Here is a 16,063-nt window from a genome sequence, read left to right on the forward strand (position 1 = left end):
AAATTTCTAACACCGTTATCGAGTATTTTAACAAGCTAGGATGACCAGTTATTTACTACGATTGGTATTAGGTTCAGATAAAGAAAAACCCCGAGAGCTTGCGCTCTTCGGGGTCGTAGTCTTACTTGCAGCAATCCAGCTACTAAAGTGCTCCATGCATCAAATCCATGATAGTGTGCTGTAATCCGTCAGCGTATTCCTTTCGTCGCCATCCTAGCGGTGTCCATGATCTTATCCTGATCTGCCAACAATCCTCGTTAGCTCGCTTCACTTGATCCTTGAGCGGTGTCCTTTACATCGTCCTGATGTTCAATCCTTTCCTCGTCCAGAGGTGTCCATTGTCTTTCCTTAGTAGCAACCATCCTAGTTACTATTGCGTCCATTCAATGTCCAATTTGCTTTCCATGCCGACTATTCATCCTGAATAATCGAATCTTCATCCTGAAGATAACCTAATCCGTGGTTGTTTCCTGTTCCGTGTCAGACTCCTTCCGACAGGGTTAATATTACGTTTTTTCTCAATCGAGACAAGATAACGAAAACGTTTTCTTTATCGATATCTTGTTCAAATAATAGACATATCTTTACTTATCAGTGCTTTAAGTTAATTGTGCTTACAAGCTCTTAGAGACAAAGCGAGTTTCACTCACGCTCTTGTAAGAGATCTCGCACAAAGACGATGCACTATGACTGAGTAAGGCTGCTGAGTGAATAAATAGCTTGGTAGAGAATTCCGCCACCAACGATTGAAAAGACCAGTCCACATAGCCCATCGATGTAGGTTGTTGCTTTGATTAGGCGCTGTTGAAGTCTATTGGTTGATAGTACCCAGGCTAAAAAAGAGAACCAAGCGAGTGATAATCCCCATAAGATCACCAGAGCGGTCCCTTTTCCGGCTAAAGACATGCCCGCAGGAATTAAGCTCGACATGAGACTAACAAAAAACACCAGTGCCTTCGGATTCAAAATATTGGTCGTCAGCCCACGCGAGAAAGCTTGTCTTTTATTACTCAATATTAAGTTTGGTTTGGTTTCTGGTTGCGATTGACCTGGATCTTGATCGTGTCGATTCTGCCAGGTGCCTTTTAAAGCATTCACACCAAGGTAAAGCAAGTAGCTCCCCCCCGCCGTTTGTAATAGAGAAAAGAGAACGGGCTGCTGGTGGACTAAATAACTTACTCCTGTGAGGCTGAGAATCGAGTGAAGTAAAATGCCGCAAGAGAGGCCAAGCGCAATATACAGACCTGTTTGTCGACCATGACGACTGGCATTTTGTACAACTAAGGCGAAATCTGGGCCGGGGCTCATGAGCGCGATAAAGTGGACGGTAGCGAGTGTTGCTAAGATGGAGAGTTCGTTCATAACGTAATTTAGACTTGTCGTGAGTGCTTTTAAGTCACGCCATCATGTCAAAATAATAAAGGAGGAGCTTGTAAATTCTAGACAGTAACTTAAATCGCCATATGAAATCTCCCCACATTGCCTAACCATGCTTCTACTCATACGAGTTCAACGCACTTCCGATGGCGGTATACCGTAGGTCTGTTTAAAAGCTTTAGTGAAATGAGCTTGGTCATAAAATCCGACTTGCTGAGCGACATCTGTCCCGCATACCCCAGATTTAATCAATTTCATCGACTGTTCCATTCGTAATCGACTTAGCCAAGCATAAGGGGCAATACCCATTTTACATTTAAAGTGGCGTTGAAACTGGCTAGGACTCAGTTGGCATAGTTGAGATAGGCTCTCTAACCGAATCGGCTGGTCTAGATTTTCCATCAGGTAATCTTTCAGTGTTAACAGGGTTTGGTTGCCTAAACCTATGATTGGATATGGTTTTATTTGAGCATAACGATCTAACATGATCGAAAATTGGTCATATGGTAAACAATCTTTAGCAAGCTGACTGAGGTTGTCTTGGATAAGTAGCTCGTGAAGGTTGCTTAATTGTGAAAAAAGCACAGGATCCGAGATGATCAGTTCAGAAAAGCTTACTATTTGTCCGTTTTGGGTAAGATCTTGTTGATCGCTAAACCAGTGTGGGGCGATCGAAAACACGCGAACTTGGTAGCCTGAATCTAATAAAGAGTGGCCGTCATGCAATTCATCAGGTGGCATGATTACCATTTGTCCATGACCAACACTGTGGTGGTTGCCTTTATAGATAAACTTCTGCTGGCCGTGAGTGATTAGCCCTATGTGGAAATCGAGATGATAGTGACGTTGGAAAGCAAATTTGTGGTAATTCGCCTGAATAAGTCCAATATCTTGATCGGCAGTCGAATAGTGAGAAATGTTATCCATAGGGAATAAAAAAGCTTGACCAAATTGATGAATATTTGATCAAGCTTAGCGGTGTCATTGCTGATTGTCTTGTAAAAACGAACACTCATCAAATGTGATTATGATTTTTTCTTTTTTCTACTACTTTTAATGCCATCAAAACTAAATACAAACAATGCTGCCCATATGAAAGCAAAAGTGATCGCTTTATCGCTGCTGAACGCTTCGTTGTAGACCAATACCGCGAGTAAAAACATTAAACTCGGTCCAATATATTGGAAAAAACCAAGTGTTGAGAGTTTCAATCGTGTCGCGGCCCCAGTAAAACACAACAAAGGTAAAGTAGTGATGGCACCTGCTGAAACGAGCAGTAGGTTAAGTGTCATAGGGTTACTTGCTAAATCTGATGTTGCGGTGTCTGCAATAAACAGTAAGTAGAAGGCTGCGATAGGTAATAAAACCAGAGTCTCAATAAATAAGCCGGTTTGAGCATCTAAACTCACTTTTTTGCGTAACAATCCATATAAACCAAAACTCATTGCAAGAGAGATGGCGATGATCGGCACTGAACCGAAAGCGATGAGCTGTATTAATACTCCCACCGCCGCGAGAGCGACAGCAAACCATTGGAGTTTTCTTAATCGCTCTCCTAGAAAGACCATTCCCAGTATCACGTTAAATAACGGATTAATGTAATAACCAAGGCTGGCGTCTAGCATTTTGTTGGCATTGACTGCTGATATAAAAATTAGCCAGTTGGCTCCAACCAATATTGAGGTAGAAACGAGGTATATCATTTTTGGCTTCGAGCGCAATGTGTCACGAACCGTTCGCCATCCGCGATTAAAATGGATCAAAAAGGCAAGTAAAAAGAATGACCAGATAATTCGATGACTGAGGATCTCTAAAGGGGAGACTTCCGCAATGGATTTGAAATAGATAGGGGCAATCCCCCAGATGGTGTAAGCGCCGATGGCGAGAAATATGCCTTGGCGAGCTCTTTGGTCTTCTTCTTGTGTCATTGAGTGCTTCTCTGGTACGAATGTACCTAGTTATAAGATTTATAAACGGAGTTGGTCAGTATAGAAGCGATAATCGTATACGCCTAACAATTTGCGGTTTTATTCACCATCATTCCCCACTACAATGTGGCGCTCACTGATTTGACGTGAATGCAATCTCAACCCCTATAGGATTTTCGATGACCGCAACCTTAACTGCTGAACAGACCCAACCCCAGCCAAGTAGCGCAAAAGATATCTTACAAGATGTTTTTGGTTACCAGAGCTTTCGTGATGGGCAGCAAGAGGTGATTGACTTGGCTATCTCTGGTCAAGATAGCTTAGTGATTATGCCGACAGGTGGTGGTAAATCTCTGTGTTATCAGATCCCAGCTTTGGTGAGAGAAGGTATTACGCTGGTGATTTCACCTTTGATCTCATTAATGAAAGACCAAGTGGATCAGCTTAAAGCCGATGGTGTCGCGGCTGAGTGTATTAACTCAACCATGTCGCGCGACGATCTGATTAGCGTTTACAACCGCATGAATTCGGGGCAGATTAAGTTAGTGTATGCTTCGCCTGAGCGAGTTTTGATGCGCGACTTTATTGATCGTTTGCATAATTTACCGTTGTCGATGATTGCAGTGGATGAAGCGCACTGTATTTCACAATGGGGCCACGATTTCAGACCTGAGTACGCACTGCTCGGTCAATTGAAACAGCAATTTTCTCATGTCCCATTTATGGCGTTAACAGCAACCGCTGATGATGCAACACGTGTCGACATTATCCATCGTTTACAACTTAATGAGCCGCATACTTATCTTGGCAGCTTTGACCGACCAAATATCCGCTATAACTTAGTCGAAAAACATAAGCCAGTTTCACAGGTGATTCGTTACCTTGATACTCAGAAAGGCAATTGCGGCATTATCTACTGCGGTAGCCGTAAAAAAGTCGAAATGCTGACGGAAAAGTTATGTAACAACCATATTCGGGCGGCGGGTTATCACGCTGGTATGGACATGGATGAGCGCGCGTATGTTCAAGAAGCTTTCCAGCGTGATGATATTCAAATTGTTGTGGCGACCGTTGCTTTTGGCATGGGAATAAATAAACCCAATGTTCGATTTGTGGTGCATTTTGATATCCCACGCAATATTGAATCTTACTATCAAGAGACAGGTCGAGCAGGGCGTGATGGCCTACCTGCTGAAGCGATGATGTTGTTCGATCCTGCTGATATTAACTGGCTCCGTCGGATGTTGGATGAAAAAGACGATGGGCCGCAGAAACAGGTCGAGAGCCATAAGCTTAATGCGATGAGTGCATTTGCCGAAGCGCAAACGTGCCGACGCCAAGTGTTGTTAAACTATTTTGGTGAATATCGAGATAAGCCGTGTGGTAACTGCGATATTTGTCTTGACCCACCGAAGCACTTTGATGCAACGGAAGAAGCGCAAAAGGCACTTTCATGCGTGTACCGAGTGAATCAAGGTTTTGGTATGGGTTATGTGGTGGAAGTGATGCGTGGGATGCAGAATATTCGTATCCGCGAAAATGGCCACGACAAATTAACGACTTATGGCATTGGTCGTGATCATAGCCATGATTACTGGATCAGTATTGTGCGTCAACTTATCCATAAAGGACTGTTGTTTCAAAACATCACCCGAAACTCGACTCTGCAACTGACGGAAGAAGCAAGGCCACTATTACGTGGTGAGATGGCGTTAGAACTTGCGGTTCCGCGTCTAGACACCGCCGTACGATCTGCCAAGGCCGATAAACTGTCTAATCGTCAATACGATAAAAAACTGTTTGCGAAGCTACGTAAGTTACGTAAAACCATCGCAGACAAAGTGGGTCTTCCTCCATATGTGGTCTTTAGTGATGCAACATTGATTGAGATGGCCGAAATGCTGCCGACCTCTTACGGTGAAATGCTGGCTGTTAATGGTGTTGGACAACGTAAACTGGAAAAATATGCCGATCCTTTCTTAGATTTAATTCAGGAGCACATTACCACTCATGGCTGATTTTGGACTGCGAGAATACCTTGCCGAAGATGGGCGTCTGCTTATCACCACACCAAGTTTCGACTTCGATACTTTTCCTTTGCTGGGGGACAAACTTGTGGGTTTACTCTCTGCTACTGTGATAGAAAAACAGTGGGATGCCGATATGCATTCATGGTTAATTGATTTTGAAGGCTGTCAGTTGTTTCTGCGCTCTGAGCATTACAGTGAATCTGTATGGTTTGAAACCTTATCGGTTCTAGAAAGCCGTGAAGAACTTGATTATTTAGCGGGACTATTTGCTCAAGGTTTTTAACTTAGAGAGTCGTCAGAGAAGGAAATACCGCGCTTAAACGTTTGCTATTTCATCATCTATTGTCGTGCTAATCGATTAATGTATAATCGCTCGCCGCTGAACATTAGAGTTTGGCGACTTTAAATAATTGGAAGAATTGTTCTTCAATTTGGGTTCCCTCAACCCCAAACCAAACTAAAAAGGTACAATATGAGTAACTTTACCCCTGCGCAACAGCGCAAAGCCCTAGCATTTTTAGTTTTGTTCCATTTAGTGATCATTGCATCAAGTAACTATTTGGTTCAGCTACCATTTACCATTTTTGGTCTGCATACCACATGGGGCGCATTCACTTTTCCGTTCATCTTTTTAGCTACCGATCTCACGGTTCGTGTGTTTGGCGCTAAACTTGCGCGTAATATTATCTTTTTGGTGATGATCCCTGCGTTAGCGGTGTCTTACTTTTTATCTGTCGTCTTCTTCGAAGGGCAGTTTCAAGGTTTTGCACAGCTAGGTGAGTTTAATTTGTTTGTGGCGCGTATTGCCATTGCAAGTTTCATGGCTTATCTGCTTGGTCAGATCCTGGATGTTCACGTATTTAATCGCCTGCGCCAAATGAAGCAGTGGTGGATAGCACCAACGTGCTCAACACTGTTTGGTAACGCATTAGATACCGTGGCTTTTTTCGCGATTGCATTCTATCAAAGTCCAGATCCATTTATGGCTGAGCATTGGACGGAAATTGCGATGGTAGACTACGGCTTCAAACTCGTGATTAGTTTAGGCTTGTTTGTACCTATGTACGGCATGCTATTGAACTACCTGACGAAAAAATTAACGGCTGTAAACCCGGAATTTAAAGTCACTGGTGTGAATGCTTAACGTTGATTGCGTTGATTGCGTTGATTGCGTTGGTTTCGTTGACTTCTTAGGCGTCTGAGAGTTAAAAGTTGTCTGAGAGTCAAAAGCCATGTGAGTGTCAAAAATAAAAAGAGCCCATCGTGATGATTGGGCTCTTTTTTTTGTCGATAATTAGGCTAGTGGCTATTTAGTAATAATAGTCAGTGGCCAACCGATATCCGTTTGACGGTTCGACTCTAATTCTAGTTCAGCGGCAGTTAATGGATTGCTGTTTAGCCATTTCTGGTCAATCGTCAATGTTAGCTTATCGCCTTTTGCAGACAGTTGAACTTGAGGTTGGAGATCGATACTACGACGATGGCTAAGTAATACCGCCAGGCGAAGCAATCGAAGTACTCGCTTACCGCTGACACTTGATAGAGCATGTTGCTCTGGAAGTGACGTTAATTGCTCGCGGTAGCGTCGAGCCACTTCTGCAATAAAGTGTTTCTGTGCTCGGGTATAACCGGGTAGATCTAAATGTTGCAAAAGGTAAGCGCTGTGCTGGCCACCTTTTTTGAAATCGATGGTTAAACCAATTTCATGTAAATTCGCAACAGTATGCAGTAGCGTTGCCGCTTGAGGTTCCTCAATCCAGCTTTCTCCGCCACATTGAGCGAGTAGAGTGCTGGCAAGAGTTGAAACTTGTTGTCCATACTGTGTATCGAGTTGGTAGCGGGCTTGTACACTACAAATGGTTCTGGCACGAATGTCAGTTTGACGCAGTTCATCAACCATTTCGTAAACCAAACCTTCACGTAATGCGCCACCTGCGAGTGTCATTGAATCGATTTCAAGCAGTTCAAATATAGCGATAAGAATAGAAAGGCCACTTGGGAAAACTAATGCTCGTTCTAAAGTTAGCCCCTCTATCTCTAATTCTTCTAAGTGATCAGCAAGCATCGCCTGTTTCTGCAATCGCTTAAGTTTGGAGTGAGTAATTACTTCGTCCATACCTTGCGCTAGCATTATTTCTTGAAGTGCTTGCACGGTTCCGCTAGCACCAACACATACATCCCAACCCAAATCTGTATACTGTTCGAGGATTGGAGCCAGTGTTGCTTTCGCTGCTTCAATAGCATTGTTGAAATTCATCTGGGTGAGCTGTCGATCTTTAAAGTGGCGTTCAAGCCAAGTAACACAGCCCATCTTTAAGCTCGTTAATGCGTTAGCTTCAAATCCTTCACCAATAATTAGCTCAGTACTCGCGCCACCAATATCAACGACTAATCGACGGCCTAAACCGCCTGAAGTATGCGCGACACCTTTATAGATAGTTGCCGCTTCTTCTTCACCTGCAATCACTTCAATGTCGTGACCTAGGATTTGGTTTGCCTTTGCTAAAAACAGATCGACATTTGTGGCGGTACGCAGCGTTGCGGTACCTACGATGCGAATGTTTTCAGTCGGAATATCTTGTAATCGTTCTGCAAAAAGACTCAAACAATCCCAGCCGCGCTGCATGGCTTCTTGGCTCAGAGCATTACTATCGTCTAAACCGGCGGCTAAACGAACCTTTCTCTTAATCTTGGCCATGGTTTGGACGCTGCCGTCTATATGACGTACAACGAGCATATGAAAGCTATTCGATCCTAGATCGATAGCGGCATAAAGCGGAGATGAAATTGTTTGGCTCATAGACGAATTAAGCTTCCTTTCTAGGGCGGTTCGAATGAGGGCGACGTTGAGAATTACGGTTCCCAGAACGTTGACCACCATTATTAGTACGACGCTGTTGAGGGTTACGAGTGCGCATACGAATTGGCGCAGGTAAATCTTCAATCAACGCTGATGCATCGTAATCCGACATTGGGATTGCGTGCTCAATGTATTCTTCGATTGCTGGAAGGTTAATGGCGTAATCTTCACAAGCAAAACTGATTGAATGACCACTTTCGCCAGCGCGGCCAGTACGGCCAATACGGTGAACGTAATCTTCACAATCATCAGGTAAATCAAAGTTAAATACATGCGTTACTTGAGGGATATGCAAACCACGAGCGGCAACATCTGTTGCAACGAGGATATCAACTTGACCTTTTGTGAACTCTTCAAGAATCTTCTCGCGTTTCTTCTGTGGTACATCACCAGTTAATAGACCCACACGGTGTCCATCGGCTGCAAGGTGTCCCCAAACTGAATCACACTTATATTTAGTGTTAGCGAAAATAATCGCACGATCCGGCCACTCTTCTTCGATTAACGTTTGTAGTAAAGCCATCTTGTGTTCATTTGAAGGGTAAAACAACTCTTCTTGAATTCGATGACCTGTTTTTTGATCCGGTTCAACAACCACATGTTCAGGGTTATGCATGTGTTCAAAGGCAAGTTCTTGTACTCGGTAAGACAAGGTTGCAGAGAAAAGCATGTTCAAACGGTCTTTAGGTTCAGGCATACGACGGAACAAAAAGCGAATGTCTTTAATGAAACCAAGATCGAACATGCGATCCGCTTCATCAAGAACAACAGCTTGAATACAGTTTAGATCAAACGCTTTTTGCTTGTAGAAATCGATAATACGTCCAGTTGTACCAATTAATACATCCACACCGTCGTCAATTTTAGCAAGCTGCTTGTCGTAGCTTTCGCCACCGTAAGCAAGTGCTGCTTTAATACCAGTCGTCGCAATGATCGACTCTGCATCGTTATAAATCTGGATCGCTAACTCACGAGTTGGCGCCATGATTATTGCACGAGGCTGGTTTGGCTTACGTCCTTCAGGCGCAGCTGTTTTTAGTAAATGGTTAAAAGTAGCAGTAAGAAACGCAAGGGTTTTACCAGTGCCCGTTTGGGCCTGGCCTGCAATGTCTTGGCCGGTGAGCAGTACCGGCAACGCCAAGGCTTGGATAGGGGTACAAAATTCGAACCCTTTTTTGTCCAATCCTTCAATGACTTGGGGGTGTAAATCCAAATCGGCGAACTTTTGCTCTGTGATATGTGTCTTTTTCATTGCTATAGAATATCAGCTTAAGCTTGCAATACGAAAGTAAATACATTCCAATAGGGCATCTATTTACTGGTTATCATCCAACCAGTTCAGAAATAAACATTGGAGTGGAAGATGAGTGATAAGATTTTGCAGCTAACTGATGACGGTTTTGAGAACGATGTGATCAAAGCTGCAGGCCCTGTACTTGTAGATTTTTGGGCGGAATGGTGTGGTCCTTGTAAGATGATTGCGCCTATTCTTGATGAGATTTCTCAAGAGTACGAAGGTAAGCTCACTATCGGTAAATTGAATATCGACCAGAATGCAGGTACTCCACCTAAATTCGGTATCCGTGGTATTCCAACGTTGCTTTTATTTAAAGATGGCGGCGTAGCAGCAACTAAAGTTGGTGCATTATCTAAAACTCAACTTAAAGAGTTTTTAGATGCAAACCTGTAAAATAGGTTAATAATTGAAAAAGAAACCGTGCATCTTAACAAATGCGCGGTTTTGTTTTTTCAAAACTAGACTAAAATAACTTTTAGTGCTAATTTATCGCACGTTAATTGAGCAAATCTCTCCTCTTGGTCGCTCCTTAGACCAAATCCATCTTAACTAGAAAACAGATCTTATTTTGACTAAACAAGTATCAACTACAATGAATCTAACAGAACTGAAGAACAGACCTGTGTCTGAGCTTGTGAAGCTTAGCGAAACATTAGGCCTTGAAAACCTAGCTCGTCTAAGAAAACAAGACATCATCTTCTCCATCCTTAAAGCACACGCTAAAGGTGGCGAAGACATATTCGGCGATGGGGTTCTGGAAATTCTTCAAGACGGCTTTGGTTTCCTACGTAGCGCAGACAGCTCCTACCTTGCTGGACCAGATGATATTTACGTATCTCCTAGCCAAATTCGCCGTTTTAACTTAAGAACTGGCGATTCAATCTCTGGAAAAATTCGTCCACCTAAAGATGGCGAGCGCTATTTTGCATTGTTGAAAGTTAACATGGTTAACCACGACAAGCCTGATAACGCACGTAATAAAATCTTATTCGAAAACTTAACACCTCTTCACGCGAACGAGCGTATGGTGATGGAAGTTGGTAATGGTGCGACAGAAGATATTACCGCTCGAATTCTTGATCTTGCCTCTCCGATTGGTAAAGGTCAGCGTGGTTTGATTGTTGCTCCGCCAAAAGCGGGTAAAACCATGCTATTGCAAAATATTGCACAGAGCATTTCTCGCAACCACCCTGAATGTGAATTGATGGTTCTACTTATCGATGAACGTCCAGAGGAAGTAACAGAAATGCAGCGCTTGGTTAAAGGTGAAGTGGTTGCTTCTACTTTTGACGAACCAGCATCTCGCCACGTACAAGTGGCAGAAATGGTGATTGAAAAAGCGAAACGTCTAGTTGAGCACAAAAAAGATGTTGTGATTTTGCTGGACTCTATCACTCGTTTAGCTCGAGCTTACAACACCGTTGTTCCTTCATCAGGTAAAGTTCTTACTGGTGGTGTTGATGCGAACGCACTACACCGTCCTAAGCGTTTCTTTGGTGCGGCTCGTAACGTAGAAGAAGGTGGTAGTTTAACTATCATCGCAACCGCGTTGGTTGATACGGGTTCTAAAATGGATGAAGTTATTTACGAAGAGTTTAAGGGTACAGGTAACATGGAACTGCACTTAAATCGTAAAATTGCAGAGAAACGTGTTTTCCCTGCTATCGACTTTAAACGTTCAGGTACTCGTCGCGAAGAGCTATTAACGAAAGCCGACGAGCTGCAGAAGATGTGGATCCTGCGTAAGATTGTTCATCCAATGAATGAAACAGACGCAATGGAATTCCTTATCGATAAGCTTGCTATGACGAAGACTAATAATGAATTCTTTGACGCGATGCGTCGTCAATAAATTTTATTGAAAATATTCGTTTATGAACGCTGCCTTTATTGGCAGCGTTTTTGTTTGCATTTCTTGTTGTTAGCCTGCAAAATGAATGCAAATGTTACAGGGAGGTTAACATGCAACAAGGAATGTTGTCGTCACTACTCCTGTCTATGTCATTAGTGTTTGGTTCTTCTGGAGCTTACGCAACGGAAATGAAACCAGTAACGGCTCAACAATGGCTTCAGGATGAGCAAATTAATACGAAAGTATCGGAACTTCTATTGCTTGTGATGCAAGATGAGGTCGAGACTCTTCGCTTTTCACTCCAACGTTTAGCTCTTCCTCAGCAGGAGGTTGCACGCTATCTCTTATTACAAAAAATTGAACATCAAAATATTAGCCTGACACCACGAATGGCTATATTTATTGAATCACAGAGCCAGTTAGTACCAACCTATCAGATCCTAGAAAGAGGTGATGGATATGAGTTTACTGTACCTGCCTTTAATTTCCCCGTGATTGCAAACCGCTTACTTCAGCACTGGAAAAAAGATCAAAACACCTTGGCTTTTGTTATTAAAGCAGAACAGAAAGAGTTGGTACTTCAAAAGTGGTTATCAGGTAGTGAACACCAAATTAAAGCACGCGAAGCTCTGTTGATTCGAGAGTTGGATGGGCTATCTGCTGAAGCGGTTGATGCTCTGGCCACACAGTTAACGCAAGGTCTTGTTATTAGTTGGTTACCATCTACCTCTGTTGTCGTTCGCTTAGCTCAGGTCAGCCGAGATGCTGATGTGTATAAAATGCTGTGGCGCATGAAAGCGGACAGTGATAGCCAATATGAACTACAGCGCCTTGCGAGCGAAGGCGATCTTTTTTCTGTTGAACAGTTGATGAGTGCGACTCAGAACCCTAGCCTTAAACAACAAGCGATTGAAAAACTCACTCAACTTCACCCTTTACCTGAAAATGTAAAAGAATTTCTGATCTCCCGAATGGGGCTTGCAGAGGAAGCTTCTATGATAGCACAAGAGTTAGTCAATCAAGGTCATCAAAGGTGGTTGCATGAATTGGTCTCTAGCAATAGGCAAGTTAAGGTGACTTCGATTCAAAAAGTTCTTTCAAATTAGCCTTACTAAAAAAGGGGGGTAGGGCTACTCTCCTTTTTGATATACTGCTTGCAGTTTAACCAGTAAATTAGAAGGCCTATGAGTTTGAAGGATTTACGCGACTTTATCGATCATCTTGAAGCAGATGGCAAACTTAAGCGCATTACTCACCCTATTGACCCACATTATGAAATGACTGAAATCAGTGATCGAACCCTACGAGCTGGTGGACCCGCATTACTGTTTGAAAACCCCATTGGTTATGAGATGCCAGTATTGACCAACCTATTTGGCACTCCTGAGCGAGTCGCGATCGGAATGGGTCGTCAAGATGTGAAAGAGTTACGTGAAGTAGGAAAACTATTGGCGTATTTGAAGGAGCCAGAGCCACCAAAAGGCTTTAAAGATGCAATAGATAAGCTACCAGTTTTCAAACAAGTCTTAAATATGCCAACGAAGAAGCTTCGTAAAGCCGCATGTCAGGAAGTGGTGTGGCAAGGTGACGACGTTGATTTAGATAAAATACCAGTGATGAGCTGCTGGGCGGGTGATGTCGCGCCTTTATTGACATGGGGGCTGACTATTACAAAAGGCCCTAACAAAAAGCGCCAAAATCTTGGGATCTATCGCCAGCAAAAAATCGCAAAAAATAAAATCATCATGCGATGGTTAGCTCACCGAGGTGGTGCTCTTGATTTACGAGATTGGATGGAGACTTATCCTGGGAAGCCCTTTCCAGTATCCATTGCATTTGGTGCTGACCCCGCAACAATATTAGGCGCGGTAACCCCTGTTCCTGATACATTATCTGAATATGCTTTCGCAGGGTTACTCCGTGGTAGTCGAACTGAGGTTGTTCAATCTATTAGCAATGACCTTGAGGTACCAGCCAGCGCGGAAATTGTGATGGAAGGTTACATTGACCCTTCCGAATTTGCCGATGAAGGCCCGTATGGGGATCATACTGGCTATTACAATGAAGTTGAACAGCACCGAGTATTCACAATCACTCACGTCACCATGCGTGAGAAACCGATTTATCACAGCACTTATACAGGGCGTCCACCAGATGAACCGGCTGTGCTTGGCGTTGCTTTAAATGAAGTTTTTGTTCCTATTCTGCAAAAACAATTTCCTGAAATAGAAGACTTCTATCTACCTCCAGAAGGTTGCTCGTACAGAATGGCGATTGTGACCCTGAAAAAACAGTACCCAGGACATGCCAAGCGGGTAATGATGGGGGTGTGGTCATTCTTACGACAATTTATGTATACCAAGTTTGTCATTGTTTGCGATGAAAGTGTGAATGCTCGTGATTGGAGTGAAGTTTGTCGAGCCATTTCTGTCAATATGGACCCTAAGCGTGACAACACCTTTATTGATAATACACCAATAGATTCGCTCGATTTTGCTTCACCTGTTGTTGGGCTTGGGTCCAAAATGGGACTTGATGCAACAATAAAGTGGGATGCCGAACTGGCAATGGGAGATAAGCTTCATTCAGCTATAGATAATCAGCAAGCCGTAGGAAATCTTGTCCATGAGAAAAACAAACAAGTTGAAGCTGTATTGAATCACTTTCCTGAGGTGATTGATTTTCACTTTCCTGAAGGTTCAGATGGTGGAGAAATTGCCATCGTGACCATAAAGAAAAAGCATGAAGGGCATGGGCTGAAAATTATGGATGATATATGGTCTTTGATTACGCCGTATGTTGATAATAAATGCTTAATTGTGTGTGATGAAGATGTGGACGCTAAAGATTGGAATGACATTATTTGGGCGGTAACAACGCGGATGGATCCTGCTCGCGATACAATAATGGCATCGAGCCGGATGGGATTAGACGCAACAAACAAATGGGCAAGTGAATCTCATCGAGAGTGGGGTACACCAATAAAGAAAGATCCTGAAGTTGTGGCTAAGATCGATAAGATTTGGAATCAATTAGATATTCTATGACCTACCAAGTAATCTTGTTACCCGATAATCTTCAGTTTGAAGTGCGAGATGGCAAAACGGTATTGGAAGAGGCGCTCAACCAAGGTATTAATTTCCCTCACCGTTGCCAAGTTGGGGCGTGTGCCATGTGTATGTGTCGAAAAATTGAAGGCTTGGTAAGTTACGACCTTGAACCAATGCTCACAGAGAAAGAGCAACAGCAAGGTTGGATATTTCCCTGCCAAGCATTTGCAGAAAGTAATTTAATACTTACCTTTGCAGATTAAGTAGAGAGTAAGCTCAGAGGAAGAAGATGACCATTAAATGTAAAGTAAAGTCTATTGAGCCTTTAGCATGTAACACCTTTCAGATTTTGTTGCATCCTGAATCACCAGTCCCTTTTAAAGCGGGACAATATTTAATGGTAGAAATGGGAGAAAAGGATAAGCGTCCTTTTTCAATTGCCAGCAGTCCTTGCCGTCATGAAGGCGAGCTAGAATTGCACATTGGTGCTGCAGAACATAATGCTTATGCGCTGGAAGTTGTTGAAGCCATGAAAATGGCGCTAGCAAGTGATGGCAACATTCTTATTGATGCACCACATGGTGATGCGTGGATAAAGGAAGAAAGTGATCGCCCACTGCTGTTAATCGCAGGTGGTACGGGATTTAGTTATGTACGTTCTATTCTTGATCACTGCATTAGCCAAAATATGCAAAACAATATACATCTATACTGGGGCGCTAAAGATGAAAATCAGCTTTACGCGAAGCAAGAGTTAGATGCGATTGCCCAAGTAAACCCAAACATACAATTTATACCTGTTGTCGAACACGCATCTGAACCGTGGGATGGACAGGTAGGAAATGTATTACAAGCCATTAGTGCTGACTTTGAATCTCTTGAAGATTATGACATCTATATAGCAGGAAGATTTGAAATGGCAGGCGCAGCCCGAGAATTATTCACTCAAACCAAACAGGCAAAGAGTGAGCGTATGTATGCTGATGCTTACGCTTTTATCTGATTGTTAGTGATATGTAAGAAAAGAGAGTGTATTTATACGCTCTCTTTTCATTTTGATGAATTAAACAGCGATTAAACTGAAAAAAACAATTAAGTAAGAAAAGGGGTTGCGTCTGAGGATATTCTGCCTATAATGCGCAAATCCTAACAACGAGACCTTATTCAATAAGGGATTAGCAGTTAGGTTAGACGAAAATTTGAAGTGAAATAAATTAAGAAAGTGTTTGACACTATCGCTTATATCGCTAAAATGGCCGTCCACTTCAAACGAAAGCTGAAAGGCTTAAAACTTGAAGTAAAGCTCTTTAACAATTTAGACCTATCAATCTGTGTGGGCACTCGTTGATGATAATCACTAGTTTCGCTTTGTCGAAACAAAAGATATCAATGAACTGAGTGACCAATACAAGTTCTTAGAACTTGGCACAGTCAATTCATTATCATTCTGTTGGAATGATAATAGCTTTAGAATTACATGTTCACGTTCCTTTTTCGAAAAGAGCGAATGAATATTAGTTTTGAAGTCAGTATTCATTGAGCCGCATCTTAGGATGCAAAAAACTTTAATTGAAGAGTTTGATCATGGCTCAGATTGAACGCTGGCGGCAGGCCTAACACATGCAAGTCGAGCGGAAACGAGAAGTAGCTTGCTACTTCGGCGTCGAGC

General features: G+C 42.8%; 14 protein-coding genes and 1 rRNA gene. 10 read left to right on the plus strand and 5 right to left on the minus strand.

Translation table 11 applies throughout. The annotated features are described in order from the left end of the window. Positions 1–684 precede the first annotated feature (684 nt). The 3 genes from L4C39_RS19055 to rarD all read right to left on the minus strand — a co-directional run bounded on the left by L4C39_RS19055 (position 685) and on the right by rarD (position 3,305). Positions 685–1,362, minus strand: a complete 678-nt coding sequence (locus L4C39_RS19055; protein ID WP_429747474.1) for a LysE family translocator — start codon at positions 1,360–1,362, stop codon at positions 685–687. Positions 1,363–1,509: 147 nt separating this feature from the next. After that, on the minus strand, positions 1,510–2,304 hold the full coding sequence (locus L4C39_RS19060) for a helix-turn-helix transcriptional regulator (RefSeq protein WP_429747477.1): 795 nt from the start codon (positions 2,302–2,304) through the stop codon (positions 1,510–1,512). Positions 2,305–2,402: 98 nt separating this feature from the next. Beyond that, on the minus strand, positions 2,403–3,305 hold the full coding sequence (gene rarD, locus L4C39_RS19065; protein WP_429747479.1) for an EamA family transporter RarD: 903 nt from the start codon (positions 3,303–3,305) through the stop codon (positions 2,403–2,405). 179 nt (positions 3,306–3,484) lie between these two features. Between rarD and recQ the strand changes: the two genes are divergently transcribed. The 3 genes from recQ to L4C39_RS19080 all read left to right on the plus strand — a co-directional run bounded on the left by recQ (position 3,485) and on the right by L4C39_RS19080 (position 6,479). Continuing rightward, the gene (gene recQ / locus L4C39_RS19070; protein ID WP_017051680.1) at positions 3,485–5,323 is read left to right on the plus strand and encodes an ATP-dependent DNA helicase RecQ; all 1,839 of its coding nucleotides are present in this window, start codon (positions 3,485–3,487) and stop codon (positions 5,321–5,323) included. Beyond that, on the plus strand, positions 5,316–5,618 hold the full coding sequence (locus tag L4C39_RS19075; protein WP_017051681.1) for a DUF3630 family protein: 303 nt from the start codon (positions 5,316–5,318) through the stop codon (positions 5,616–5,618). Before recQ ends, L4C39_RS19075 begins: the two co-directional genes overlap by 8 nt. Positions 5,619–5,807: 189 nt before the next feature. Further along, the gene (locus L4C39_RS19080) at positions 5,808–6,479 is read left to right on the plus strand and encodes a 7-cyano-7-deazaguanine/7-aminomethyl-7-deazaguanine transporter (RefSeq protein WP_017051682.1); all 672 of its coding nucleotides are present in this window, start codon (positions 5,808–5,810) and stop codon (positions 6,477–6,479) included. Between the two features lie 162 nt (positions 6,480–6,641). On the opposite strand, the gene gppA is transcribed toward L4C39_RS19080, so the two are convergent. Both gppA and rhlB read right to left on the minus strand, forming a co-directional pair. Next, complete coding sequence (gppA, locus tag L4C39_RS19085) at positions 6,642–8,135, minus strand: guanosine-5'-triphosphate,3'-diphosphate diphosphatase (protein WP_429747482.1); 1,494 nt, start codon at positions 8,133–8,135, stop codon at positions 6,642–6,644. A gap of 7 nt (positions 8,136–8,142) precedes the next feature. After that, on the minus strand, positions 8,143–9,447 hold the full coding sequence (gene rhlB, locus L4C39_RS19090; protein WP_113796995.1) for an ATP-dependent RNA helicase RhlB: 1,305 nt from the start codon (positions 9,445–9,447) through the stop codon (positions 8,143–8,145). A 111-nt stretch (positions 9,448–9,558) separates the two neighbouring features. Between rhlB and trxA the strand changes: the two genes are divergently transcribed. The 7 genes from trxA to L4C39_RS19125 form a co-directional block, all read left to right on the plus strand. After that, positions 9,559–9,885, plus strand: a complete 327-nt coding sequence (trxA, locus tag L4C39_RS19095) for a thioredoxin TrxA (protein ID WP_017051685.1) — start codon at positions 9,559–9,561, stop codon at positions 9,883–9,885. A 199-nt stretch (positions 9,886–10,084) separates the two neighbouring features. Further along, the gene (gene rho, locus L4C39_RS19100) at positions 10,085–11,344 is read left to right on the plus strand and encodes a transcription termination factor Rho (RefSeq protein ID WP_029203263.1); all 1,260 of its coding nucleotides are present in this window, start codon (positions 10,085–10,087) and stop codon (positions 11,342–11,344) included. A gap of 110 nt (positions 11,345–11,454) precedes the next feature. Further along, positions 11,455–12,450, plus strand: a complete 996-nt coding sequence (locus L4C39_RS19105) for a hypothetical protein (RefSeq protein WP_429747485.1) — start codon at positions 11,455–11,457, stop codon at positions 12,448–12,450. A gap of 78 nt (positions 12,451–12,528) precedes the next feature. Beyond that, a complete protein-coding gene (gene ubiD, locus L4C39_RS19110; RefSeq protein ID WP_429747487.1) occupies positions 12,529–14,391 on the plus strand; it encodes a 4-hydroxy-3-polyprenylbenzoate decarboxylase in 1,863 nt (620 codons plus the stop codon). After that, positions 14,388–14,657 carry a 2Fe-2S iron-sulfur cluster-binding protein gene (locus L4C39_RS19115; RefSeq protein ID WP_017051689.1) on the plus strand — a complete coding sequence of 90 codons (270 nt, stop codon included), beginning with the start codon at positions 14,388–14,390 and terminating at the stop codon, positions 14,655–14,657. Before ubiD ends, L4C39_RS19115 begins: the two co-directional genes overlap by 4 nt. A gap of 26 nt (positions 14,658–14,683) precedes the next feature. Continuing rightward, on the plus strand, positions 14,684–15,397 hold the full coding sequence (fre, locus tag L4C39_RS19120; protein ID WP_017051690.1) for an NAD(P)H-flavin reductase: 714 nt from the start codon (positions 14,684–14,686) through the stop codon (positions 15,395–15,397). A 563-nt stretch (positions 15,398–15,960) separates the two neighbouring features. Beyond that, positions 15,961–16,063, plus strand: a 16S ribosomal RNA gene (locus tag L4C39_RS19125); the annotation flags it as partial.

Source organism: Vibrio clamense, assembly GCF_050337905.1.
GTDB classification, from domain to species: domain Bacteria; phylum Pseudomonadota; class Gammaproteobacteria; order Enterobacterales; family Vibrionaceae; genus Vibrio; species Vibrio cortegadensis.

What these genes read in the sequence shown, in the direction of transcription:
- gppA (WP_429747482.1), bottom strand. Translation starts at nt 8,135, where the DNA reads ATGAGCCAAACAATTTCATCTCCGCTTTATGCCGCTATCGATCTAGGA.
- fre (WP_017051690.1), top strand. Translation starts at nt 14,684, where the DNA reads ATGACCATTAAATGTAAAGTAAAGTCTATTGAGCCTTTAGCATGTAAC.
- rho (WP_029203263.1), top strand. Translation starts at nt 10,085, where the DNA reads ATGAATCTAACAGAACTGAAGAACAGACCTGTGTCTGAGCTTGTGAAG.
- L4C39_RS19055 (WP_429747474.1), bottom strand. Translation starts at nt 1,362, where the DNA reads ATGAACGAACTCTCCATCTTAGCAACACTCGCTACCGTCCACTTTATC.
- recQ (WP_017051680.1), top strand. Translation starts at nt 3,485, where the DNA reads ATGACCGCAACCTTAACTGCTGAACAGACCCAACCCCAGCCAAGTAGC.
- L4C39_RS19105 (WP_429747485.1), top strand. Translation starts at nt 11,455, where the DNA reads ATGCAACAAGGAATGTTGTCGTCACTACTCCTGTCTATGTCATTAGTG.
- L4C39_RS19080 (WP_017051682.1), top strand. Translation starts at nt 5,808, where the DNA reads ATGAGTAACTTTACCCCTGCGCAACAGCGCAAAGCCCTAGCATTTTTA.
- rarD (WP_429747479.1), bottom strand. Translation starts at nt 3,305, where the DNA reads ATGACACAAGAAGAAGACCAAAGAGCTCGCCAAGGCATATTTCTCGCC.
- trxA (WP_017051685.1), top strand. Translation starts at nt 9,559, where the DNA reads ATGAGTGATAAGATTTTGCAGCTAACTGATGACGGTTTTGAGAACGAT.
- rhlB (WP_113796995.1), bottom strand. Translation starts at nt 9,447, where the DNA reads ATGAAAAAGACACATATCACAGAGCAAAAGTTCGCCGATTTGGATTTA.
- ubiD (WP_429747487.1), top strand. Translation starts at nt 12,529, where the DNA reads ATGAGTTTGAAGGATTTACGCGACTTTATCGATCATCTTGAAGCAGAT.
- L4C39_RS19060 (WP_429747477.1), bottom strand. Translation starts at nt 2,304, where the DNA reads ATGGATAACATTTCTCACTATTCGACTGCCGATCAAGATATTGGACTT.
- L4C39_RS19075 (WP_017051681.1), top strand. Translation starts at nt 5,316, where the DNA reads ATGGCTGATTTTGGACTGCGAGAATACCTTGCCGAAGATGGGCGTCTG.
- L4C39_RS19115 (WP_017051689.1), top strand. Translation starts at nt 14,388, where the DNA reads ATGACCTACCAAGTAATCTTGTTACCCGATAATCTTCAGTTTGAAGTG.